Below are 25,128 nucleotides of genomic sequence, written 5' to 3' on the forward strand. Positions count from 1 at the left end.
CGCAATGCCGCTGGCTTTTTTTATCCTAATGCAAGGGGGGGACACGGATGAACGTTGTAGAAATGCGGGGTATTACCAAATGCTTTGGTTCGTTTACTGCAAACGATAACATTAACCTAGTTGTAAAAAAGGGTGAAATTCATGCTCTACTAGGTGAAAATGGTGCAGGTAAGTCAACTTTAATGAATATCCTATTTGGTCTATATCAACCAGAACTAGGTAAGATTTTCATTAAAGAAAAAGAAGTTGCGATCACGGGTCCAACGATGGCAAACGAACTAGGAATTGGTATGGTCCATCAACATTTTATGTTAGTGCAACCGTTTACCGTAACCGAAAACATTATTCTTGGTGACGAAAGAGCTTCTAGTGGAATGATTGATTACAAAAAAGCTGAACGTGAAGTACAAGCTTTATCAGATCAATATGGACTTCAAGTAGATCCACGGGCTGTTGTTGCAGATATTGGTGTAGGAATGCAACAACGTGTTGAAATTTTAAAGACTTTGTATCGTGGAGCAGATATTCTTATTTTTGATGAACCAACAGCTGTATTGACTCCTCAAGAGATTGATGAATTAACCGAAATCATGCGGAAACTTGTAAAAGAAGGTAAGACCATCATCTTTATTACTCACAAGCTAAAAGAAATTATGAGTACTTGTGATCGTTGTACGGTTATTCGCCGTGGTAAGATGATTGACACAGTTAATATTGTTGAAACCAATGAAAATGAGCTAGCATCGCTCATGGTAGGCCGTGAAGTTAGCTTTGACCTTGATAAACAACCAGCTAATCCACAAGAGCCTGTTCTGAAGGTTCAAAGCTTGGAAGTGGATGATAAGCGTAATAATCCAGCTGTTCGTGGTTTGGATTTAGAGATTAAAGCAGGTGAGATTGTAGGCATTGCTGGAGTTGACGGCAATGGTCAATCCGAGCTCATTGAAGCGATTTGTGGTCTTCTGAAGCCAAAATCGGGTAGGGTCATTTTAAATAATAAGGATGTAACAGGATTGACTCCTCGGAAAATCACAGAAACAGGTCTTGGTCATATTCCAGAAGACCGACATAAACGGGGTTTAGTACTAGACTTTTCTGTTAGTGAGAATATAATTTTACAATCTTATTATAAGAAACCGTTTTCAAATGGTTTTGGAATCGATTATAAAGCAGTAGGGGAATATGCCAACAAACTGATTCAAGAGTTTGATGTGCGGACACCTGATAAAGATACACCAGCACGTGCACTTTCAGGTGGTAATCAACAGAAAGCCATTATCGCACGTGAGGTGGATCGCAATCCGTCTCTTCTAATCGCCGCGCAACCTACTCGTGGGTTAGATGTAGGTGCTATCGAATTTATCCATAACCGCCTCATCCAACATCGTGATACAGGTAATGCGGTATTACTGGTTTCCCTCGAATTGGAAGAGGTTCTCAAAGTAAGTGACCGGGTTGCTGTAATCTATGAAGGAAAAATCCAAGGCTGGGTTGATCCAAAAACAGCAACAGAAGAAGAGCTTGGGCTCCTAATGGCAGGAAGCAAAGTGAAGGGAGGTACTTCACAATGATAGGGAAATTAAACCGAAACTCGACTCTCATTTCATCGCTCATCTCGATTGTTTTAGGGATGTTAGTCGGGGCAATCGCGATGTTGCTATCTGGATATGACCCGATTGCAGCTTACGGCGCACTATTTGGCAGTATATTTGGCTCTGCATCTGATATGGGTGAGACACTACGTACGATTACTCCCCTCATCTTTGCAGGTTTGTCAGTAGCCTTAGCGTTCCGTACTGGGTTGTTCAACATCGGGGTAGAGGGACAATTAGTTATTGGTGGTTTGGCAGCAGCGTTTGTTGGATTGAAGTTAGACTTGCCACCTGTGTTACATGCGATTGTGGCATTGGTAGTGGGTACACTAGCTGGTGCAATATGGGCACTGATTCCAGGTTTGTTAAAAGCAATTCGTGGCGTACATGAAGTCATTGTATGTATCATGATGAACTGGATTGCCTTATTCTTAAGCAACTATATGGTGGGAAAAGTTCTTTCAAATAATAGTGATTCTACCGAAAAAATTCATCCAAGTGCATCAATCCGAGTAGACTTCTTAACGGATCTATTTGATGGAGCACGTGTACATTTGGGCCTTATTCTAGCTATTTTGGCAGCGATTTTTGTGTATGTATTGCTTTTCAAAACGAAGTTAGGTTATGAGTTACGTGCAGTTGGTCTGAACCCTAGTGCATCTGAGTACGCGGGGATGAGTGTAAAACGAAATATCATTATTTCGATGATGATCTCTGGTGGAATCGCCGGTCTTGCAGGCGCAGTTGAGCTACTTGGAACAAACGAGTATCTCTCCATTAATGCCTCTCTTCCTGGAACGGGTTTTGACGGGATCGCGGTAGCGCTCTTGGGAGCCAATACTCCAATGGGTGTAGTGCTTTCTTCTATGTTGTTTGGAGGATTATTTAATGGCGGAAACAACATGCAGTATGTGGCAGGAGTACCTTTTGAAGTGATTCGAATTGTATTTGCCACCATCATCCTCTTCGTAGCCGCTAATATTGTAAAGCAAGTAGGAAACAGAAAGAGCCGTAAGAAGAAAGGGGAGAACGCTGGTGCTTAGTACAATGACAAGCCTATTAGAGACCACTATTCTTTACTCAACTCCCCTAATCTTAGCGGCATTAGGTGGTTTGTTCTCAGAACGTTCGGGTGTCATCAATATTGGTTTAGAAGGTCTTATGACAATCGGAGCATTTACTTCAGCAGTTGTTTCGATTAATACAGGAAGCCCATGGATAGGACTCTTGGCAGGAATTGTAGCAGGTATTCTTCTTGCGTTGATTCATGCAATTGCTACCGTTACCTTTAATGCAGATCAAACCGTAAGTGGAGTTGCGATTAACTTTTTGGCAGCAGGATTAACGGTATACCTAGTAAAGGCCCTTTATGATGGTGCAGGGCAAACTCCTGTTGTAGATAGTAAATTTACAGAATGGGCGATTCCAGTTTTAAAAGATATCCCGGTTTTAGGAGATACTCTTTTTAATACTTCACCGATCACCTATATAGCATTAATCTTGGTTTTTGTTAGTTATTTCGTGTTGTACCGTACTCCATTTGGTATGCGCTTACGTGCAGTAGGAGAACATCCACATGCTGCCGAGACAGCGGGGGTATCCGTTGTAAAAATGCGCTATATTGCTGTTTTAATTAGCGGAGCATTTGCGGCGGTTGGTGGTGCGGCACTCTCTACTTCGATCGGGAGTGAGTTTAGTGCAACTACCGTTGCGGGTCAAGGTTTTATCGCTATCGCAGCGTTAATCTTTGGTAAATGGAAACCGTTTGGTGTTCTAGGTGCCGCTGCTTTCTTCGGTTTTTCCGTAGCCTTGTCCTTAACAGGTCAAGTTTGGGGATTGACGAAATATGTTCCTTCTGAAATTTTAACTATGCTTCCATATTTATTAACAATCCTAGCGCTAGCAGGATTTGTGGGGCGTGCCAATGCTCCAGCGGCGATCGGGAAATTGTATGAAAAGGGAAGCCGTTAAAGTTAGTGATTAAATTTTTGTAACAACGAGAAAAGTTTTTGTTGATATAAAGTAATTTATGTATAAAATAAGAGTTGGAGTTGAAAGCGTTCTCTTGTGTGATAAGCATTTGGGTTAACTGGAATCATTAGTTTAGTTCATAACACAGAGGAAAAATGGATTTAATTTCCTAGCGAAATAACAAATATCCGCTCATCTCTGGTTCATACTACTAATACCATTCTCCCTGCAGTACAAAATCAAACACTTTTAGTAAAGGGGTATTTGTATGCAAATGAAGCGCTGGCTTGGTTCACTCGTAGCTGTTTCTCTAGTAGCAACGTTAGCTGTTGGTTGTGGAGGTAATAAAGATAAAGATAAGGGAACAGCAAAAGGAGACTTTTCTGTTGGTCTTGTTACGGATACAGGCGGTTTAAATGACGAATCTTTTAACCAATCTGCAAACATGGGTGTTCAAAAAGCGAAGAATGATTTAAAAGTGGATGTGAAAGCACAAGAATCCAAAAAAGATGAAGATTACGTTCCTAACCTAACTCGCTTTGCCAAGGATAAACGAAATCTGATCTGGGGTATAGGTTTCAAATTTGATAAAGCAATTCCAGAGGTAGCAGAGAAATTTAAAGATAGTAAATTCGCGATTGTTGATAGTAATCTAGGCGGGAAAATCCCATCAAATGTGGTAGCGGTAACATTTAAGGATGAAGAAGGTTCTTTCTTAGCAGGGGTGGCAGCGGGTCTTACTACCAAGTCAAATCAAGTTGGTTTCATCGGTGGAATGTCGTCCCCGACCATTAAGAAGTTTGAAGCAGGTTTTACAGCAGGCGTGAAGCAAGCAAATCCGAAGGCAACTGTAAAAGTTGTTTATGCAGAATCATTTTCCGATGCAACGAAAGGTCGCTCTTTGGCAAAATCGTTGTATGATGGCGGAGCAGACGTTGTGTACCATGCAGCAGGTGGTGTAGGGAAGGGTCTCTTTGACGAAGTAAAATCTCGCCAAGCAGGAAAATATTGGGCAATCGGTGTAGATATGGACCAAAGTCGTTTGGCACCAGAACATACCCTCACTTCTATGGTCAAACGTGTTGACGTAGCGACATTTGAGATCACAAAGCAAGCGAAAGAAGGTACTTTAAAACTAGGTACAGAAGTGAACTTTGGTTTGAAAGATGATGGTGTGGGTCTTTCTAAAAACTCAAAAATCTCTCCTGAGGTTATGAAACAAGTAGAAGAGTTTAAGCAAAAAATCATTAAAGGTGAAATCACCGTTCCTTCCAAATAATTTTTTGAACGTAGTCATATCGTGATTAGATGACTAAAGAACATGGAAGTAGGAAACTTACTAAGCATAGGAGAAATTTCCTTGTTGTAAGCTCTTACAATTCCATGTTCTTTTTTTTTAGTCTATAATGGAGACTAGGTAATATTTTCTAATAAACGAGGTGAACGGAGCATGTCATCTGGACAATTTCAGACTAGGCAAATAGGCAATGTACGTGTACATGTCTGTCCGAGTACAAAGTTTAAAACCACGATGCTGGTGGCGATGTTTCAGCAAGAACTATCGACGAAGTATGTAACCAAAACCGCTCTATTGTCAAATATATTGCTTCGAGGAACAGAGCAGTATCCTACAATGTTAGATCTAAAAAAGAAGCAAAACGATCTGTACGGCGCGGGTCTCTTTGGAGATGTTTTTAAACGTGGAGAAAAGCAAGTCCTCCATTTTGGAGTAGATATCGCAAATGAACAATATCTTCATGATGCCTCCCCGTTGCTCGAAGAAGCAGTTGGTCTACTGTGTGAAGTGATTACGAAGCCAGCCTTAGAGCAAGATATATTTATGAAAAGCTATGTAGAGGCGGAGAAGCGAAACCTAAAGCAGGAAATCGAAAGCTTGGTGGACGAGAAGATCCAGTATGCGGCACAACGTAGCATTGAGGCGATGTGTAAGAACGAGCCATATGCCATTTTTATAAATGGGCGAGTGGAGGATATTCCTGCGATTCAAGCAGACAGTCTTTATACATACTATCAAGAACTGCTGTACCATTGTCCACTTGATCTCTATTGTGTAGGGGATGTGGATATTCAAAAAGTAGTCTCCTTGTTCGAGAAATACCTTCCTTCTGAGATGTTTACTTCGGAGCGGAAACAATTGGATCTCTCTCAAACAACGCAATCTGTACAACAAGTAAAAACGGTAGTGGAGCGCTTACCAGTCAATCAAGGAAAACTAAATATGGGATGCCGAACCCATGTGACGATACAAGATTCCGATTATCCTGCTTTACTTATGTATAATGGGATACTCGGTGGCTTTCCACATTCTAAGTTGTTTATGAATGTGCGCGAAAAAGCGAGCCTAGCTTACTATGCTTCCTCACGGCTCGAAAGTCATAAAGGAATTATGCATATCCAATCAGGAATCGAGATCCAAAATTTCGAAAAGGCTGTCACCATTATTAAGGAACAGATAGAAGTAATGCGTCAGGGGCAAATTAGCGATCAAGAATTAGCGCAAACAAAAGCGACCCTTTCCAATCAGTTCCGTGAGCAACAAGATCGTGCTTATGAGATCGTTCAGTCACACTATCACTCTGTGCTAAGCGGAACGAATCGTCCATTAGAACAGATTCTGCAAGAGATTGAACAAGTATCAAAAGAGGATGTGCAAAAAGTAGCACAAAAAATTCAGCTCGACACAATCTACTTCTTACGAGATCAAGGAGGAGAAGCTGATGAAAAAAATTGAATATAAGCAGCTGAAAGAGACGCTTTATCATGAGACTCTGCCTAATGGACTAGATGTGTATGTGCTACCTAAGCAAGGGTTTGCTAAAACATATGCTACCTTTACGACCAAGTATGGTTCCATTGATAATACGTTTCAGGTTCCTGGAAAAGAAAAGGTACATGTGCCGGATGGAATTGCACATTTCTTAGAACATAAGATGTTTGAGCAAGAGTCTGGAGAAGATGTGTTCCAGTCGTTTTCCAGACAAGGTGCATCGGCAAATGCATTCACCAGTTTTACGCGTACCTCGTATCTATTCTCTTGTACGGATCAAGTGGAAAATAATCTTACCACTTTGTTAAATTATGTACAAAGCCCTTATTTCACAGATGAAAATGTGGAGAAGGAGAAGGGGATTATTGGTCAAGAGATTCGCATGTATGATGACAATGCGGATTGGAGAGTTTACTTTGGCTTGATCGAGGCATTGTATCAGAATCATCCAGTCAAAATCGATATCGCTGGCACAGTTGAATCTATTGCCAAAATCACAAAAGAGACACTTTATACTTGTTATAACACCTTCTACCACCCGAGTAACATGTTGTTATTTGTCATCGGAGCTGTGGATCCACAACGTATTTTTCAATTGGTTACAGAAAATCAAGCTCAGAAAAAATTTGAGCCACAAGGTGAAATCCAGCGCTTTTTTGATAAAGAACCCGATGTAGTTGCAGAGAAGCGAAAGGAAATGCGTCTAAGTGTAAACGCTCCCAAGTGTTACTTTGGATTTAAAGAAGCTCCTATTGCTGTAGGGGTCTCTGGGGACGAGATGTTGAAGATGGAGCTAACTACTCAGTTGTTTATGGAGTCATTAGTAGGATCATCTTCAGAGTTGTATCAAAGCCTGTATGATGAAGGGTTGATTGATGACTCATTTGGACATGATTACTCGATCGAACAGGGCTATGGATTTACGATGATGGGCGGAGATACAAGAAAGCCAGATGAACTTGTAGCCCGTATTGAAGAACTATTTCCTCAGAAAGTAAAAAAGGGAATCTCTGCTGAGGAGTTTGAGTTAGTAAAGAAAAAGAAAATCGGAAGTGTTTTGCGTTCACTTAATTCAGTTGAGTGGATTGCGAACCAATTTACGAGTTATCGTTTTCACGACTCTGATCTATTTCAGATGATTCCAACGTTAGAATCGATTACGCTAGAGGATGTCAACAGTCGAATGAGAGAGCATATTGACTTTGCGAGATTTGCGGTCTCCACTGTACGTCCATTGGAACAATTGACGAAACCTACTGTTTAAATAATGTGGTCGTGCCGCTACCTTGCAGGCACGACTTTTTATACGAGTAGGAGTGGAGGGATGATGTGTGAAGTCATTAGAAGGACAGGTTGTATGGATATCAGGAGCTAGTGGGGGGATTGGCGGTGCCATCGCGATTCGAGTGGCCGAGCTAGGTGCTAAAGTGGCAGTTTGTTTTCAGCGGTCACCTGAGCGGGCAGAAGAGATTGTAAGAAAATGCCGGGAAGTAGGAAGTCAGGCTGAGAGGTTTCATTTGGATGTAAAGCAGGCAGAATCGGTACGAAGTTGCTATCAGCAAATTTGTTGGACATTAGGAGCACCAACCATCGTGATTCACGCTGCAGGGGGCACTCAGGTTGGTCTACTTCAGGATGTGACCATGGAACAGTATAATGAGTTAATGGATACACATGTCCGGGGAGCGGTTCAGATGATTCAATCTGCGATCCCTAAGATGATCGAACAAAAACAGGGGCGTATCATTTTACTATCTTCAATCTGGGGAGAAACAGGTGGAGCGGGTGAAGTGATTTATTCAGCTGCCAAAGGAGCCATTCAAGGATTAACGAAGTCACTCGCAAAAGAGTTAGCTAGGTCCCATATTACAGTAAATGCAGTGGCTCCCGGGGCAATTAAGACCCCATTATTATCCGTGCAATTAGCGGATAAGGAACAAACAGAGTTGGCGGAGGAAATCCCAATGGGTCGGTTAGGGAAACCAGAAGAGGTAGCAGGGCTTATTAGTCATTTATGTGAGCCTGAGAGTGGATATATAACAGGTCAGGTTATTCATGTAAATGGTGGTTGGTATACATAATTTTTCTGATGTTAGATCATATTACTCTGTAGGAGGTGATCTAACATGTCAGTTCTTGACGATTTTCAACAATGGAAAGGTTTTCTATCCGAACGTGTAGGTCAAGCGAAAGGCTTAGGGATGGATGATAACTCGATTCAAGATATTGCCTATGAATTGGGAGATTATCTAGCAAAAGATGTTCAGCCTCAAAATGAACAAGAGATGTTGTTACGTGATTTATGGAAAGTAGCTGGACCAGAAGAACAAAAAATGATGGCAGAGCTCATGGTGAAGATGGTAAGTGACGGTAAACAATAATCATATACTTAGTAAATAAAACAAGTCTCGTAGTTAAGGCTTGTTTTATTTTATTTTTAACTGACAACACCTTTTATGTTAGGAATTAGTCACGAATCTTCCTTCGTTCCGAAACATGGATGTGCTATACTGTAAAAAACATTCGTTACCACTCGTATTTTGGATCGAGAAATATGAGAGAATGAGGTGTGAAATGGAAGATCACGAATGGTATCTGGAATATCAAATTCACAAAAATAAAAACCGCCCTGGTTTGTTAGGGGATTTGGCGTCACTACTCGGGATGTTAAAGATTAATATTGTGACCATTAACGGGGTAACCAATGATCGTCGTGGTCTGATCCTGCGCACAAGTAAACCTGAAAAAATAGAGGCTTTAAGCCAAATCTTACATCGAATGGATCATATTCATGTAACTGCTTTGCGAAAGCCTAATGTGACCGATCGCCTTGCAGTGAGGCATGGAAAGTATGTTGAACTCTCTAGCGATGATATTAAGACGTACCGATTTATTAGAGATGAAATCGGTATTTTAGTAGATCTTCTAGCCGAACAAATGAAGAAAAAAGGGCATCAACTTATTGGAATTCGAGGAATGCCACGTGTTGGAAAGACAGAATCCATTGTGGCATCCAGTGTATGTGCCAATAAACGGTGGTCATTTCTATCATCAACACTCTTACGACAAACGATTCGCACACAGTTAGCCGCGAATGAACTTTCGACTGATCATGTTTACATAATAGATGGCATTGTTTCCACACGCCGTTTCTCAGAAGAGCATGTTTGTTTGCTTCGAGAAGTGATGCGGATGGAGACGACAAAGGTTATTGAACATCCTGATATCTTTGTCAGAAACTCAGAGTATCGACTAGAAGATTTCAACTATATGATTGAGCTTAGAAATCATCCTGATGAAGAGATTGTTTACGATTTGTTTGAGGAACGTCATTCCATGTTTTAGTGAGGTTCTGAAGGGAAAGAAGCTTCCTAAAGAGAAACCAATAATAGCTCAGGGAGGTGACCATAATGGGAGTAGGACAACAACTTAGAAGCACTCGTGAATCCCTTGGCATTAGTTTAGAAGAATTAGAAGCCCATACTAAAATTCAAAAGCAATATTTATCAGCAATTGAAAATGGTCAATTCAACCTGTTGCCAGGTTCCATATATGTAAGGTCCTATATTCGCACATACGCACTATCTGTAGGTCTGGATCCACATCAATTATTGCATCAAGTGAGGCATACACAAGCTGCAAAAGAAAATTCCAGACAAAATGTCTCAGTTATGCCTGAAAGACCCCGTAACCAACGATTATCGAGCATGTCGGAGCAAAGTACGGCAGTAGCAGCCAATGAAAATCGCTGGCAACCAGAGAAAGAGCTTGCTACTACTCGTTCATTTGGGAATACGGTTCGCTGGGATGTAAAACGAATTGAAAATCATTTGCAAGAGGCGGAACAGGAACAGGCTGCCACTACCATTCCACCTAATCGTCTCACGAGACGCCGAGAACAGGAGAGAACGGAGCGATTAAGTCAATCAAGCAAATTACCTGTAGTGGCACCAACAGAGCGTTCTGTGCAACCTTCGACTAAACAAATTCCTCGTTCTAAGGAGCTTGAGGCTTTACAAAATTTGAAAAGCTTATCACGTAACGATCGTCAAAAACGATCCGTAGAAGGGAACGAACTTGTACCGAGTTTAGGATCCCGTTCGAAAGAGCGCAAAGGGAAATCGAAAAAGAAATTCACGTTTTACACGAAATTTTTACTATTTTGGGCAGCTATTCTTGCGATTGCAGCTCTTTATGTTCTTTATTTGCGGCTAACTAGTGCTTAGATACATAAGACTTAAAACCGTTCTGGCTCTTGCTAAGAGAGCTTTTTTGACAGAGCATATGTATTTTGATATGCTTGTATCAAATTTATGCGTATTTTTTGAAATAACAAACAGTCGGGTTGAAGAACAAAATAGCTTCTCGTACTTATCATGTAGCATTTGTTTTGTAAACCTTTTGGGAGGTGACTGGGATGTCTGAAGAGATTGGACATTATCTTCGACAGGCCCGGGAGTCGATAGGACTGTCCCTCGACCAATTACAAGAAAAAACAAAGATCCAAAAACCTTTTCTTATAGCGATTGAAAATGGTGACTTTGACAAACTACCGAGCCCTTTTTATGTGAGGACCTATCTGCGTTCTTATGCCAATCAAGTCAAGGTAGAACCTCATCATATTTTGCGTCACTATCGAAAAGAAGAGCAGGCTGTGCGGTATGGAGTTCAACAAAATACTGCTGTTATGCCTGCTGTGGGACAGCAAACGGGTCATTTTTCCTTGAGTCAGACGACAATCCAGAAGCCTGCAAGTTCCAATCGTATTAAAGTTCAAACAGCACTTACGATTGCGAAGCCGAGCGTTAACACACAAGTACATACGACACCTGTAATGGATCGGACTGCTCAAACACAGAAACTACGTGCAATTGACCAGACTCAGAGTGTATCGGTTACCAATCCACCGTTTGATCCTGGAAAAACTCAGACGATGCCACCCTTTAATCCGGCACAAACACAACGGATAAAGGCATTAGAGAATTCAGTAGTGAATCGACCTAGTCGTACTTTGCGGGAGCAATCTATGACGATTGCTAAAGATCACAAGGTTCGTTCTGAGGAAGTAATCCAAACACCATCAACCGTGGTTCCTCCTATGCCGAATCCAAAGGTAGACCAAGTTGGGCAGGAAACGGTACCGTTCGAAATGATAAAGGACCAAGGGTTAGATCACAAGCTGGGCACCACGAATTTATCGCCTACTATGCCTGGATCTGGATCGAAAAAGATGGAATCGACCTCTCGCCTAGAAACGAGACGTGATCCTAGGTTTGAACGTACTGCTCGATTTGACTCAACGAATCAAACCGATCCGAAATTGGACATAAGCCGTAAAATGGAGACAGGTTTGGTTCCGCTCTCTGATACTATCATGACTCGTCGTGAGAAATTTGGCTCTTCACGTGATGAAAAACACGACTCGCGCTACTCACAAGATGTAGAATCTCTCAAAACATTAAGTCGTAGTGCAATGAAAACAAGTCGTAGTTCTAAGTCTAATTGGAAAGTTGATTTTCCTGTGAAATGGTATTGGATTGCGGGAGCTGCTGGACTCTTAGTGTTAGTGGTTGGAGTGTTGATATATGCTTTTTCTGGTAGAGATGATGCCAAGAAAACCGATACTCCTAAACCAACTACTACTGAACAAACACCGAAACCAGAGAGTGAAGCAAAGGAATCCACTCCTAGTACACCGCCTGCAACTGAATCGGGTCCGGTTGAGATCGAAAAATCAGGAGCCGGAACTTATTATGTTTCAAAGGGGAACCAAGTGAAGCTCTCTTTCAAATTAAAGCAAGGCACTTCTACGAGTGGACAGATTGTATTAAAAGATGCAGCGGGTAAAGACATTAAACCTGCGTTTGTTTTGAGCACCAAATATCCTAAAACAGACGTTTTATATACGTTTTCTGGAGATGCTAATAAGCTAACCATTTCCATCGCCAAACCAGATGATGTAGAGATTATGGCAAATGGAAATGTATCCATTAATAAAGTAAATCCAGTTAAAGACCTTACCTTTTTAGTTAAAAAATAATAAAATGGTTAAAACAATGTTCCTGAAAAAGCCTTTTAACAGGCTTTTTCTTTTGTTTTTCCTAGGATATACTGACATCAGAATGGAGAGTAGATGGGAGGACATCTTCGGAGCTATGGTAGATATGGAGCAGCAAACATCACCGCAACAAACCTCAAGTCAGTTCGAAAGTAGAAGAAAAAAACATGCTCGAAAGATAAAAAAGAAACCAGTTCCTTGGTTCGGGTGGTTGGGTGTAACGCTTGTGGCTTTGGCTATTCCAGTTGGTTTCTATGCTTTCAAGGGCAGTTCATCTAGTCAAGTGACTACTTCCAAACCTGTCCAGACTGAAACGGAAGCAGGTAAAAGCAATCCGAGTAGACCAAAAATAGAATTACAACCTCATTCTGAAGGAAAAGATGCTGGTGATCAATATCGATTAGGTAATGTAAGCAAAGTTGAGGTTTCTCTCTCAACCAAAAGTAATGCTTCTTTTAAGGTGTATCGTGGTTCATCGAAAGGTACATTGTTAAAAGAGGGAAAACTTGTAGCAAACAATGTAGAAAAGATAGAAGATACGAAAGAATTGTATGTAACTATGGACAAGCCTGATCAAGTTCAATTAAAAGTAAATGGAGTTCAAATTGATACATCCAATACGAAAAGCGCGCAATCATATCGATTTTTTCTTAGTTGAATAAAGATTCGTAAAAAGAAGAGCTTTTTATGGGCAAGCTTTTGACACCTTACTTTTGCATAGTTTATACTTACGGAAGGATTATCTGCTATCTACTACATACTTGGAAGAATTGATCACACATGAAATACATACCTGCGTATCATTCAGTCGCAATCCTGTTCGTTTCTTCCACACAAGGGATCATTGAGAGGATTTCCTCCAAGAACCAAATCAATGGATTGTCCAGGAGGTAGATCACAGTGAACGTAGCCAATAAGATAACAATGGCACGTATTTTTCTTGTTCCCGTGGTCATGATCTTTTTACTTGTTCGTTTTGATCTTGGATCGATACAATTTGGTCAAGTCACGATAACAGTGAGTGAATTGATTGCGACATTGGTATTTGTTCTAGCGGCTGTTACAGATGGTTTAGATGGCTATATAGCTCGAAAGAATAAAATAGTAACCAATCTCGGGAAATTTCTTGATCCTCTAGCAGATAAACTATTAATTACCGCCGCACTCATTTCACTCGTAGAGATGAATCGATTAGAGGCATGGATGGCTATTGTCATTATTAGTCGAGAGTTTGCTGTTACAGGATTGCGTTTAATTGGAGCAGTAGAAGGGAAAGTTATCGCTGCTAGCGCATTGGGGAAAGCGAAGACCATCATTCAAATCGTGGCAATCGTGGCACTGATGTTAAACAATATTCCGTTTGCTGAGTATTCTATTCCGTTTGCCTTTATAGCGAAATGGCTGGCAGTGATGATTACAGTTATATCAGGAGTCGATTATTTCTATAAAAATAGGAAATTTGTTTCACTTACCACTTCAAACTCGAAACAGTAAAGAGGAGACTCGCTCATGAAGGCGGAAGTCATTACCGTTGGAACAGAATTGTTAATGGGATATACCGTAGATACCCATTCTAACTTTCTATCACAGGAATGTTCCGTATTGGGGATACCGGTTCATTTCCATACTTCAGTAGATGATGATCGTGATCGACTGTACCAAACATTTCAACTTGCCCAGTCTCGTTCTGAGTTAGTCATTGTTTGTGGTGGGCTAGGTCCAACGCTAGACGATTTGACAAAGGAAACATTGGCTGAGTTTCTAGGTGTTGAGTTGGTCCAAGATCAAGAGGCGTTTGAAGCATTGCAGTCTGCGTTTGCTGGTCGCTCAATCCCCATGACAGAGAACAACTTGAAACAAACATATGCATTTCCGAATGGGACTGTTTTTTTAAACTCTAGAGGTACTGCTCCAGGTCTTGCTGTTACTTCAAAAGGGGTTACGTATATTCTTTTGCCAGGTCCTCCAGGTGAAATGCGCCCTATGTTTGAAGGACAGATTCGTGAATTTATTCTTTCCCTCATCCCAAATCGAAGAGTTATTGTATCTCATCCGCTTTCGTTTTTTGGAATTGGAGAATCTTTATTAGAAGACCAACTAAAGGATTTGATCCAATCAGAAACATCTGCATCTATCGCGACATATGCTGAAGAAGCGGGAGTTGTTTTGCGAATTACAGTAGAGGCCGAGTCAACGAGAGAGGCGAAGGCAAAAATCGAACTGATTCGACAAGAAATCCTCCATCGTGTAGGAGATTTTTGTTTTAGTGAGAAAAAAGAGACTTTGGAAGAAGTAGTTTTATCTATTATGCAGGAGCGGGAGCAGACCGTATCGATGGCAGAGAGTTGTACGGGCGGCCTCCTTACTTATCTACTAACCACTATACCTGGCTCCAGTCAAGCTGTGCTTGGCGGTGTCGTTACGTATACCAATGAAGTCAAAGAGTATATGACGAAGGTTTCAGCAGATACGCTTCAAAAATACGGTGCGATTAGTAGAGAAACAGCGATTGAGATGGCAGAGCACACAAGGGATCAATTCCAGAGTGATTTTGCCATCAGCGTGACAGGACTTGCGGGGCCAACGCCTGCGGAAGGAAAACCAGTTGGAGAGGTTTGGATTGCGATTGCTGAGAAAAATGGTAAGACTGAGGTCTATCGTCATATGATTAGAGGGCAACGCAAACGAGTGCAGTTACTAGCAGCAAAATATGCTCTATTCCATCTATGGCAGAGATTAAAAAAAGGGTGATTTTACAACATGACGAAGAGTTTTGATGAATTTGGATTACAGCCAGATATTTTAAAAGGAATTTACGATATTGGCTTTGAAGAGCCGTCTCCGATTCAAATCGAATGTATTCCCGCTGTATTACGTGGGGAAGATGTGATCGGTCAGGCACAGACTGGAACTGGTAAAACTGCGGCTTTTGGGATTCCGATATTAGATCGAATTCAAACGCAAGTGAATCAAGTGCAGAGCATTATCCTTACCCCTACTCGGGAATTAGCGATTCAGGTGTCAGAAGAATTACGGCGTATCGGTCGGCCAGGTCGGATTAAAACACTTCCAATCTATGGTGGACAATCTATCGGACGACAAGTAAAAGCATTGGAGCAAGGCGTTCATGTCGTCATTGGTACTCCAGGAAGACTACTAGATCATTTGCGTCGTGGAACACTCAAGGTGGACGCAATTGAGGTGATTGTACTAGATGAAGCAGATGAGATGCTAGATATGGGTTTCATCGAGGATATTGAATCGGTGTTACGATTTGTACCGACAGATCGCCAGCTTCTCCTCTTCTCAGCTACGATGCCTCCTGCTATTCGTCAGTTAGCAAATAAGTATATGCGCAAGCCACGGTATATTACGATTAATCGGGGCGATGTGAGTGTACCTATGATCAAGCAAGTATACTATCGGGTACTTGAGAATCATAAAATAGACGCGCTTTGTCGAATTTTAGATAGTGAGGAAGTAAATTTAGGAATTGTCTTCTGTCGCACGAAAAAAGGCGTAGATGAGCTAGCAGAAGCACTTCAGGCACGTGGCTATCTATCTGGAGGGCTACATGGAGATCTCCAACAATACCAACGGGATCGTGTGATGAGCGCTTTCCGTAATAGTGAGATTGAATTACTTGTTGCTACCGATGTAGCTGCACGTGGAATTGATGTGGGCAGTGTAACTCACGTGATTAACTTTGACATTCCGCAAGATGTAGAGAGCTATGTACACCGAATTGGTCGTACGGGCCGTGCAGGTCGCGCGGGTGTTGCTTTAACTCTCGTAACCCCACGTGAGATGAAGCAATTACGTACGATTGAAGAGGAAACGGGTAACCGTTTGAAATCAAAAGAGCTTCCTACTCTAGAAGAGATTGCTACCAAACAACAACAGACTTGGATGACCCAAATCGGAGAAGTGATCCAAGCGGAGACAGATCTTAGCCTATTCGAAGAGATGTTAGGGCAATTGAGAGAGAAGTACTCCGCAGAGAAGGTAGCAGCAGCTGCGCTTTATCTGTCCTTCTCAGAGAGATTCTCCAAAGGTCCTGATGCAGGGTACAATTTTGGAGAAACGGGCGCGTCACCAGGTATGGTTCGGTTCTTTATCAATGTGGGACGTAATGTAAATATGCGTCCGCAAGAGTTGGCACAAGCTATTGCGGATCATGCAGGAATTGCCTTACGCCAGGTTGGACGAATTAATATCTATGACCGCTTCTCATTCGTAGAAGTGCCAGAAGATGTAGCTCCATTTGTTTATGAAGCACTTCGTCAATCTAAAATCAACGGTGCGCGTGTCAATATGGAACCTGCTCGTCCGCGTACGAGTACTCCCCCTACTACACGTACAGCCCCGCCTAGAGGATAAGCATAAAAAAGAACCATCCAAATAAGATGGTTCTTTTTTATGGGTGAATATGGCATTTTTGATGAATCGCAACGCCTAGTCTGCAATCCCAAGAGCAATCTTTGCATAGCGAGACATGCGGCTTTTGTCCCAAGGAGGATCATAGACGATGTTTACTTCTACATCTTGGACATTGTTGACTTTCATAACTGCTTCGGTGACCATGCCGTGGATAGTGGCAGAGAGAGGGCATCCCATTGCAGTTAGTGTCATCGTGACGGTAACTTTTTGTTTGTCATCGATGTCCAGATTGTAGATCAGTCCGAGATTTACGATGTCGATATGAAGCTCTGGATCGAGTACGTTTTCTAATTCATCCAAAATGGCTTCTTTCATTGCGTCTTGATTCAAGATAATAGCCTCCCATGCGATGTCGGTTTTTCCTTCTACCAATGTACCATAGCCAAACAGAAAACAAAAAACGAATGGATGTTCGTAAAATAGTATTGGCAGTAAATGAAAAACAAGGTATGATAATACTAGTACATAAATGGACTAGAGGAGTGGGTGCATTGTCAGATCGTCGTCAGGCTTTAGAAATCGCACTTAGACAAATTGAAAAACAATTCGGAAAAGGTTCCGTTATGCGCATGGGTGAAGAATCAGTTCCCCAAGTGGAGACAGCTTCAACTGGAGCCCTCGCATTAGATATTGCACTGGGAATTGGTGGATTCCCTCGTGGAAGAATTATTGAAGTATACGGCCCAGAATCTTCAGGTAAGACGACGGTTGCTTTGCACGCGATTGCAGAAGTACAGAAAATGGGTGGACAAGCTGCATTTATTGACGCGGAACATGCACTAGATCCAGCTTATGCTCAAAAGCTAGGTGTAAATATTTCTGAGATGCTCTTATCTCAACCAGATACAGGGGAGCAAGCTTTGGAAATTGCGGAAGCGCTCGTTCGTAGTGGAGCTGTCGACGTGATTGTAATCGACTCCGTAGCAGCACTGGTTCCGAAGGCAGAGATTGAAGGGGAGATGGGAGATTCTCATGTAGGTCTTCAAGCTCGGTTGATGTCACAAGCACTTCGTAAACTTTCTGGAGCGATTAATAAATCGAAGACCATCGCGATCTTTATTAACCAGATTCGTGAAAAAGTAGGAGTTATGTTTGGAAATCCTGAGGTTACTCCAGGCGGTCGTGCGTTAAAGTTCTACTCGAGTGTTCGGCTCGAAGTGCGTCGTGCTGAAACAATTAAGCAAGGTACGGACATGGTAGGAAACCGTACGAAGATTAAAGTAGTAAAAAACAAAGTAGCTCCTCCATTTAAAACGGCTGAAGTAGATATTATGTTCGGAGAAGGAATTTCTCGTGAAGGTAGTGCGCTGGATATTGCTACCGAATTAGATATTGTGAATAAGAGTGGTGCTTGGTACTCCTTTGAAGGGGAACGTTTAGGACAAGGTCGTGAAAATGCAAAGTTATTCTTAAAAGAGAACCCTGCATTATTTATCGAGATCGAAAATCGAATTCGTACCCATTATGAGTTACCACTTGCACAGGTACCAGCTCCGGCAGTAGAGGAAAAAAGTGAGCCGCGTGGTCGTAAAGCAAAAGAACAAGTAGATTCTGATCCGATTATAACGGCAGCTCTAGCAGCAGGTCTTGACCAAGAAGATTAAAAAAAGGGCGGGTGAAGAAAGTGAGTTCGAATATCACCCGGATCGAAAAGGAATCGGCATTGGGCAGACGCTATCACATTTATGTGGATGGAGAGTTTGCGCTCTCTATCCACGAGGATGTGTTAGTCAAATTCCGACTACATAAAGGGATGGATGTAGGTGAAGCTGATTGCCAGCACTGGTTGCTTGCTGAGGAACAGAATCGTGCTCGTCAAATCGCCTTTAAGTATATAGGCTTTCGTCCACGTACGGTTTACCAAGTTCACCAACACCTCCTAGAAAAAGGATTTTCTCTTGAGCATATCCAAGCAGTTACAGAAGAATTGGTGCAGCAAGGTTACCTCAATGACGGTCAGTATGCTGTAGCGTGGGTCGAGGAACGGCAGAGACTGAAGGGCTTGGGGTCTACTCGACTACGTCAAGAATTAAAGCAAAAAGGTGTGGCGGATCATTGGATTGACAAGGCACTATCCTACATTGAACAAGATGAAGAGCGCCAACTGGCAATGACCCTTGCCGAGAGGCGCTATTCTCGTATCCAAGACGACCTTTGGCCAAAAGTAGAACGGAAACTAGGGCAATACCTAATGAGACGTGGTTTTTCTGCAGATATTGTCTACCCGATTTTAAAACATTTTCGGTCCATTCATCGTTACGAAAAGGGGGATCGTTTGTGAAGATACTCTATTTTACGGATACCCACATTCGCGGGAATTCACCCCGAAGTCGGAAGGATGATTTTCCATCCACAATCCGTAGAAAAATGGAAGAGATTATCGAACTTGCCAGTGTACATCAAGTAGATTATGTATTACATGGTGGAGATGTATTTGATCATCCTAATCTATCTCCAGCGGTGGTGGGGGATTTTGCCAGTTTGTTTCGAGGCTTTGGAGTGCCAGTCTATGCGATTGCAGGAAATCACGATGTATATGCTCATAATCCGATTACGCTTCCACGTACGATGCTAGGATTGTTGGATGCGTTTGGAACATTGCAACTGGTGCACGAAGGAAATCGTATCAAACTAGAGAAAGATGGCATCGTGGTACAACTTAGTGGCCAGCCTTTCCATTATGATTTAGATAAACGCGACATTACCCTTGATTATGCGGTCAAAAATGAGATGGATGCTCATTTTTGTATTCATATGGTGCATAGTATGTTGGTTGATCGACCGTTGCCCGATAGTGTGGCTCATACGTTGATTTCTCAATTATGGGAGTTAGACAGCGATGTGGATGTTGTTTTGACAGGGCATTATCATGCAGGATTTCCGGTTCAGCATCGGGAAGGAAGATATGTGTTAAACCCAGGGGCGATTGCAAGGGTAAATAATCATTTATCTGAGATGCGACGAATCCCTCAAGTGGTATTGCTTACACTAACAGACTGTGTTGATGTTACCGTGATCCCACTCACTTCTGCACAATCAGGTGAGGAGATCCTAGATCGGAGTCATATTGAAAAAGCACGGTATCAGGAAGAGCGCTGGGCGGAGTTTACGAGACAAGTAGATGCTGCGTTGGAGTTAAAGACATTAAATGTGGATACGATTATTGAAACGATTGCGGAGAACGATCAAATTCAGGAACAGGTAAGGTTGGATGCCTTACGAAGAATTAGTAAAGCAAAAGAGATGCGGGGAGGAGAGGGAGCGTGAAACAATTTCGGAAGCTAGAGATCCATAACTTTCAATCTCATGAGCATACGGTCGTACAACTCTCTCCTGGTTTAAACGTGTTTGTAGGTGCATCTGATAATGGAAAGAGTGCTATTTTACGAGCGCTTCGTTGGGTGTTGTTTAATGTTCCTCGTGGGGCTGATTATATTCGGACAGGAACAACCAAATGTCAAGTAACTCTTACGATGGACGATGGAACGGAGATTGAACGGATCCGTAGTACCGGCTCGATTAATCGATATCTCTTACGTAAGCCGGATGAACAAGAGATGATTTTTGAAGGGTTTGGTTCAGAAGTTCCACATGAAATCACAGAAATTCATCAGATGACACCTGTGAAACTAGATGTTGCGCAAGAGATTCTTCTTCAGTTTGGTAGCCAATTAGAAGGGCCTTTTCTGCTTTCTGAATCTCCTGGAACAAAGGCAAAAATGTTAGGCTTTATCAGTGGTGCTCAGATCATTGATGTAGCTTTAAAACAGGCAAATAGTGACAAAAAGTTGGTTTTAGAAGAAGGAAGAAGAACAGAGCGAAACAAGCAATCCCTATTGGAACAGTTGAAGCCCTATGAGAATCTAGTAGATTTGCGTCGCCAACTAGATGAGAGTAAGAAGAAGATTGCTAGAATCAAAGAATTACAACATAGGCTCCAGCAACTTCGAAAGACAGCTCATCTCTATACAGAGATGAAACAGGAACAGGCGTATTGGGCTGGAGTACTAGAGTCTTTATCACAGCTCCCTTATGCTGAGATGAAAAAAGCAGAGTTAGAGATGATGGCTTTTCAGCAGATACAACTACAACAAAGATTAACTAGGTGGAAGAATCATCAAAGTGAAAAACGCCAGTGCCAGCAACAACTTATCCATCTTGAAAAATCCCCAGAGGCAGAAGCACGTTTGGCCCAGCTTATGGATTTGTCTATTCGATTCAAACTGCTTTTCCGTCTATATCATAACTACGAGAGTGTAAGATCCGAACAAGCACAAACGTTACAGGTTTTACAGAGGAACCAGAATCTTGGAGAAGCCGCAGAACGCTTTCAGCAGATGATTCATGAAAATGAGAAAAAGGCTCAACTGGACCACAGATGGAAAATCTATCAATCTGTTTACTCTCAAAAACAGCAGCAACTAGCCGTTTTAACAAAAACAGAGGCGATTGATCGGGTCTATCGGGTTTTATTACCTAAATTGGAAACACACAAAACGCAAATGGAATTATATCGCGAACAACAATCAAAATACGTTTACCTTCATCAGAGAGTGATGAAAGGTCGAAAATATTGCAAAGATCAAGAAGAAGAGATTAAACATTTAACTGAAGAATACGTAAGGTTACTTCAAGTAAATAAGAAGTGTCCAACATGTGGTTCCCAAATTCATGGGGATGTACTGGAACATCTAATGAGCGAATTAGGAGGCGATGTATATGCTACAACTGGAAGATAAGATGAAAGAGCTAAAGGTCCGAATTGAAGCGGCTAGAGAGCAGAGAACACGGGCAGAGGGGAAATTAGAGAATCTAGAGAAGCAAGAGGCGGAATTGTTAAACGAGTTAGAGCAGTTAGGGGTAAAACCGGAAGAGCTAGAAGAGGAGATAGGACGTCTAGAGAGAGAGATTCAAAGAGGAATCCAGGAAGTAAATGATCTCCTGCCTAAGGAGCTGGCTTAGATGGATACAGATTTCTCTCTAGAAGCTCTGGAGAAAATAGTAGGGAAATACGAAACAGAGTGGTCTGAAAGGAAAGGGAAACAAGACCTTCTTTTAGAACAGCTTCATGAAGTGGAAAAGGATTGGCAGCTTTATCAAGAGGAAAAAGAATTACTCGATCAAGTTCGAATTCTGTTCCAAAAAGCTTCTGATTACGCTAGACAACAAGCAAAAGCACAACTAGAGTTATTGGTAACAAGGGCACTACAAATGGTATTTGGCCCCGCATTTTCTTTTGTCATTGAATTGTCGGAAGCTGGCAAAAATCCAAGTGCGGAGTTTTTTGTTGTAACCGATTGGGATGGAATGCAGGTAAAAAACAAACCTCAAGACTCACGCGGGGGAGGAATTGTTGATATTATTTCTCTTGCTTTGCGAATTGCACTCATTACTACCATTCAACCTCGTGTGGAAGGACCGTTAATTTTAGATGAACCTGGCAAACATGTAAGTAAGGACTATGTCGTTCCCATGGTTCAATTTCTTCAACTCATTTCACAAACATATGGGAGACAAATTATCCTTGTTACCCATAATAGTGATTTGACCGAATCTGCCGACCAAGTCTATGAAGTACGACTAAATGGAGGGAAGTCGGAGCTAGTCCTTCTTACCTCTCCTTGACAATGGTAATTTATAAATACTAAAATCAAGTTATATCTTTTTCAGAGGAATGACTTTGAAAAAGATGCATGTGGTTCCAAGAGTTCCTATGATGATGCATATGAAACGATCAATTTGCTGGGTATCCAGCCTAACTTGGTAAAGAGCAAACAACAAAGGGACGAGCTTAATGGACCGAAATGAATCGGTCTTGTTTTTTAATAAAAGAAAAGAGGAGGTGAAAGCGGATGCAATTGGAATCCATCATTCTGCTTTTAGCCTCACTATTAGCAGGGTTTGGAGTAGGCTACTGGATTCGGAAAATGACTGCGGAAGCTCGCATTGGAAGTGCTGAGAAAGAAGCGCAGGCAATTGTTGAAAAGGCGCATCAAAATGCGGAAGCAGCCAAAAAAGAAAAGATTTTTGAGGCACGGGATGAAGCCCACCAACTTCGGATGGATGTAGAAAAAGAAATTCGTGAACAACGAAACGAATTACAACGCTTTGAACGGCGTCTTGCACAGAAAGAAGAAACACTCGAACGAAAACAACATGGTGTAGAGCGTCGTGAGGAAGCTCAAGCGAGTAAGGAACGCCAACTAGAAGCACGAGTAGAGCAAATCGAAGATCTTTATCAAAAACAAGTTCGTGAGATGGAACGGATTTCTAATTTGACTACAGACGAAGCAAGACAGTTGATCCTAACTAGAGTAGAGAACGAGATGCGTCATGAAACAGCTCAAATCGTGAAGGATATGGAGCAACAAGCTCTAGAAGAAGGAGATAAGCGCGCTCGTAATATCTTATCTCTTTGTATCCAGCGTTGTGCTGCAGATCATGTGGCGGAAACAACAGTGTCTGTGGTTACCTTACCGAATGACGAGATGAAGGGACGAATCATTGGTCGTGAAGGGCGTAATATCCGTACTTTAGAAACATTGACGGGTATTGACCTCATTATTGATGATACGCCTGAAGCGGTTATTCTGTCTGGTTTTGATCCAATTCGTCGTGAAGTAGCTCGAGTTGCACTCGAAAAACTCGTAGCGGATGGTCGAATCCATCCAGCTCGCATTGAAGAGATGGTGGAGAAATCCCGCCGCGACGTGGATGAACGCATTCGAGAATACGGAGAGCAAGCTACTTTTGAGACGGGTGTTCATGGAATCCACCCAGATTTGATCAAGATTGTAGGTCGATTGAAATTCCGTACAAGTTATGGACAAAATGTCTTGAAACATTCGATGGAAGTGGCACATCTCTGTGGATTGCTAGCAGCCGAACTAGGTGAAGATATTCATTTAGCGAAACGTGCAGGTCTCTTGCATGATATCGGGAAAGCAATTGACCATGAAGTGGAAGGTTCTCATGTAGAAATTGGTGTAGAATTAGCCAAGAAGTACAGTGAACATCCAGTCGTGATCAATAGTATTGCTTCCCATCATGGCGATTGTGAGGCTGAAAGTGTAATTGCTGTGTTAGTACGTGCGGCTGATGCACTATCGGCAGCTCGTCCTGGAGCACGCCGTGAGACGTTAGAAGCTTATATCAAGCGACTAGAGAAACTAGAAGAGATCTGTGAGTCGTTTGAAGGTGTCGAAAAATCGTATGCTATTCAAGCAGGACGTGAATGTCGTATCATTGTCCGACCAGAAGAAGTGGATGACGTAGAGGCAAGTCGTCTTGCACGTGAGATTACGAAGCAGATTGAGAGTCAACTGGACTACCCAGGGCAAATCAAGGTGACGGTAATCCGTGAAACAAGATCAGTAGAGTATGCAAAATAAAGTGGCTGGAACGCCGCTTTATTTTTTTTAAGTCCATTTTTACATGAGGTTGGAGGAAATATTAAATTTATGAGAATTTTAATGATAGGAGATATCGTGGGCCGGCTTGGTCGACAAACTCTCCAAACGTACGTACCACAGTTAAAAAGCGCATATCAACCTGATGTGATCGTTGTAAATGCGGAAAACGCAGCGAATAACGGGAGAGGGGTCACGAAAGAGATCGTTCGAGAGTTTCGATCACTCGGGGTGCATTGTTTAACATTAGGCAATCATACATGGGGACAGTCTGAGATCTTTGATTTTATCGAAGAAGAGGAACATCTAGTACGACCTGCTAACTATCCTGAAGGAACACCTGGTAAAGGCTTTACCACTCTTTCGACTCCGAAAGGGAAAGTTACGGTTATGAATCTGATGGGACGTAGTTTTATGTCTCCGCTCACTTTGGACTGCCCGATGAAAAGTTTTGAAAAAATGTACAAACAAATATCTGCTGGACACTATATTTTGGTCGATTTTCATGCTGAAACTACCTCGGAGAAACAATCTTTTGCGTGGTTTGTAGATGGAAAGGCATCTGCGGTGATTGGCACGCATACACATGTACAAACAGCAGATGAACGAATCCTTCCTAAAGGTACAGCCTATTTAACAGATGTGGGAATGGTGGGCCCTTATGATGGAATTATTGGAATGGAACGCGAGTTAGTTATTCGTCGTTATCTCACTCAATTACCCGTTCGTTTCGAAGTGGCTGATGGTAGGTTTCAGTTAAATGCTGTTCTTCTTGATTTTGATACTTCGACTAAAAAGGCTAGACGAATTAAAAGGATTCGAATTGACGAAGACACACCATGGTTTCAATAATGTCTTCGGTAGTTTTCG

The 25,128-nt window shown here is 42.0% G+C and carries 24 protein-coding genes; 23 read left to right on the top strand and 1 reads right to left on the bottom strand.

What is annotated here, in order from left to right; translation table 11 throughout:
* Positions 1-47 precede the first annotated feature (47 nt).
* From J2Z48_RS05305 to J2Z48_RS05375, 15 genes are all read left to right on the top strand, one after another.
* Entirely contained in the window at positions 48-1,571 is a 1,524-nt protein-coding gene (locus J2Z48_RS05305; protein ID WP_307251582.1) for an ABC transporter ATP-binding protein, read from the top strand.
* The gene (locus J2Z48_RS05310; protein ID WP_307251583.1) at positions 1,568-2,635 is read left to right on the top strand and encodes an ABC transporter permease; all 1,068 of its coding nucleotides are present in this window, start codon (positions 1,568-1,570) and stop codon (positions 2,633-2,635) included. The genes J2Z48_RS05305 and J2Z48_RS05310 overlap by 4 nt, the downstream gene beginning before the upstream one ends.
* A 4-nt stretch (positions 2,636-2,639) precedes the next feature.
* Positions 2,640-3,563, top strand: coding sequence for an ABC transporter permease (locus J2Z48_RS05315; protein WP_307251793.1), 924 nt, complete (start codon positions 2,640-2,642; stop codon positions 3,561-3,563).
* 274 nt (positions 3,564-3,837) lie between these two features.
* Complete coding sequence (locus tag J2Z48_RS05320; protein WP_307251795.1) at positions 3,838-4,842, top strand: BMP family lipoprotein; 1,005 nt, start codon at positions 3,838-3,840, stop codon at positions 4,840-4,842.
* 171 nt (positions 4,843-5,013) lie between these two features.
* Entirely contained in the window at positions 5,014-6,315 is a 1,302-nt protein-coding gene (yfmF, locus tag J2Z48_RS05325; RefSeq protein WP_307251584.1) for an EF-P 5-aminopentanol modification-associated protein YfmF, read from the top strand.
* A complete protein-coding gene (yfmH, locus tag J2Z48_RS05330) occupies positions 6,302-7,615 on the top strand; it encodes an EF-P 5-aminopentanol modification-associated protein YfmH (protein WP_307251586.1) in 1,314 nt (437 codons plus the stop codon). Before yfmF ends, yfmH begins: the two co-directional genes overlap by 14 nt.
* Positions 7,616-7,682: 67 nt before the next feature.
* On the top strand, positions 7,683-8,432 hold the full coding sequence (ymfI, locus tag J2Z48_RS05335; RefSeq protein WP_307251588.1) for an elongation factor P 5-aminopentanone reductase: 750 nt from the start codon (positions 7,683-7,685) through the stop codon (positions 8,430-8,432).
* Positions 8,433-8,477: 45 nt separating this feature from the next.
* Positions 8,478-8,732: a DUF3243 domain-containing protein gene (locus tag J2Z48_RS05340; RefSeq protein ID WP_307251590.1), complete on the top strand. Its 255-nt coding sequence runs from the start codon at positions 8,478-8,480 to the stop codon at positions 8,730-8,732.
* Between the two features lie 193 nt (positions 8,733-8,925).
* A complete protein-coding gene (locus J2Z48_RS05345; RefSeq protein WP_307251591.1) occupies positions 8,926-9,696 on the top strand; it encodes a DUF3388 domain-containing protein in 771 nt (256 codons plus the stop codon).
* Between the two features lie 65 nt (positions 9,697-9,761).
* Complete coding sequence (locus J2Z48_RS05350) at positions 9,762-10,577, top strand: helix-turn-helix domain-containing protein (protein WP_307251593.1); 816 nt, start codon at positions 9,762-9,764, stop codon at positions 10,575-10,577.
* Between the two features lie 191 nt (positions 10,578-10,768).
* Complete coding sequence (locus J2Z48_RS05355) at positions 10,769-12,391, top strand: helix-turn-helix domain-containing protein (RefSeq protein WP_307251594.1); 1,623 nt, start codon at positions 10,769-10,771, stop codon at positions 12,389-12,391.
* Between the two features lie 82 nt (positions 12,392-12,473).
* Positions 12,474-13,067, top strand: coding sequence for a hypothetical protein (locus J2Z48_RS05360; protein WP_307251595.1), 594 nt, complete (start codon positions 12,474-12,476; stop codon positions 13,065-13,067).
* 242 nt (positions 13,068-13,309) lie between these two features.
* The gene (gene pgsA, locus J2Z48_RS05365; RefSeq protein WP_307251596.1) at positions 13,310-13,903 is read left to right on the top strand and encodes a CDP-diacylglycerol--glycerol-3-phosphate 3-phosphatidyltransferase; all 594 of its coding nucleotides are present in this window, start codon (positions 13,310-13,312) and stop codon (positions 13,901-13,903) included.
* Positions 13,904-13,918: 15 nt separating this feature from the next.
* The gene (locus J2Z48_RS05370) at positions 13,919-15,160 is read left to right on the top strand and encodes a competence/damage-inducible protein A (RefSeq protein WP_307251597.1); all 1,242 of its coding nucleotides are present in this window, start codon (positions 13,919-13,921) and stop codon (positions 15,158-15,160) included.
* A gap of 9 nt (positions 15,161-15,169) precedes the next feature.
* A complete protein-coding gene (locus J2Z48_RS05375) occupies positions 15,170-16,789 on the top strand; it encodes a DEAD/DEAH box helicase (RefSeq protein ID WP_307251598.1) in 1,620 nt (539 codons plus the stop codon).
* A 75-nt stretch (positions 16,790-16,864) separates the two neighbouring features.
* On the opposite strand, the gene J2Z48_RS05380 is transcribed toward J2Z48_RS05375, so the two are convergent.
* The gene (locus J2Z48_RS05380) at positions 16,865-17,164 is read right to left on the bottom strand and encodes a metal-sulfur cluster assembly factor (protein ID WP_307251797.1); all 300 of its coding nucleotides are present in this window, start codon (positions 17,162-17,164) and stop codon (positions 16,865-16,867) included.
* 176 nt (positions 17,165-17,340) lie between these two features.
* Between J2Z48_RS05380 and recA the strand changes: the two genes are divergently transcribed.
* The 8 genes from recA to J2Z48_RS05420 all read left to right on the top strand — a co-directional run bounded on the left by recA (position 17,341) and on the right by J2Z48_RS05420 (position 25,110).
* Positions 17,341-18,453, top strand: a complete 1,113-nt coding sequence (gene recA / locus J2Z48_RS05385) for a recombinase RecA (protein WP_307251599.1) — start codon at positions 17,341-17,343, stop codon at positions 18,451-18,453.
* Between the two features lie 20 nt (positions 18,454-18,473).
* Positions 18,474-19,130 carry a RecX family transcriptional regulator gene (locus J2Z48_RS05390; RefSeq protein ID WP_307251600.1) on the top strand — a complete coding sequence of 219 codons (657 nt, stop codon included), beginning with the start codon at positions 18,474-18,476 and terminating at the stop codon, positions 19,128-19,130.
* Positions 19,127-20,116, top strand: coding sequence for a metallophosphoesterase family protein (locus J2Z48_RS05395; RefSeq protein WP_307251601.1), 990 nt, complete (start codon positions 19,127-19,129; stop codon positions 20,114-20,116). Before J2Z48_RS05390 ends, J2Z48_RS05395 begins: the two co-directional genes overlap by 4 nt.
* Complete coding sequence (locus tag J2Z48_RS05400; RefSeq protein WP_307251602.1) at positions 20,113-21,588, top strand: AAA family ATPase; 1,476 nt, start codon at positions 20,113-20,115, stop codon at positions 21,586-21,588. Before J2Z48_RS05395 ends, J2Z48_RS05400 begins: the two co-directional genes overlap by 4 nt.
* Positions 21,569-21,811, top strand: a complete 243-nt coding sequence (locus tag J2Z48_RS05405) for a hypothetical protein (RefSeq protein WP_307251603.1) — start codon at positions 21,569-21,571, stop codon at positions 21,809-21,811. The genes J2Z48_RS05400 and J2Z48_RS05405 overlap by 20 nt, the downstream gene beginning before the upstream one ends.
* Complete coding sequence (locus J2Z48_RS05410; protein WP_307251604.1) at positions 21,812-22,474, top strand: ATP-binding protein; 663 nt, start codon at positions 21,812-21,814, stop codon at positions 22,472-22,474. It abuts the gene before it with no gap.
* Between the two features lie 227 nt (positions 22,475-22,701).
* Complete coding sequence (gene rny, locus J2Z48_RS05415; RefSeq protein ID WP_307251606.1) at positions 22,702-24,240, top strand: ribonuclease Y; 1,539 nt, start codon at positions 22,702-22,704, stop codon at positions 24,238-24,240.
* Positions 24,241-24,309: 69 nt separating this feature from the next.
* The gene (locus J2Z48_RS05420) at positions 24,310-25,110 is read left to right on the top strand and encodes a TIGR00282 family metallophosphoesterase (protein ID WP_307251607.1); all 801 of its coding nucleotides are present in this window, start codon (positions 24,310-24,312) and stop codon (positions 25,108-25,110) included.
* The last annotated feature ends 18 nt before the right edge of the window (positions 25,111-25,128 follow it).

It is taken from the genome of Croceifilum oryzae, from assembly GCF_030814315.1.
In the GTDB taxonomy this organism is placed as follows: Bacteria; Bacillota; Bacilli; order Thermoactinomycetales; family Thermoactinomycetaceae; genus Baia; species Baia oryzae.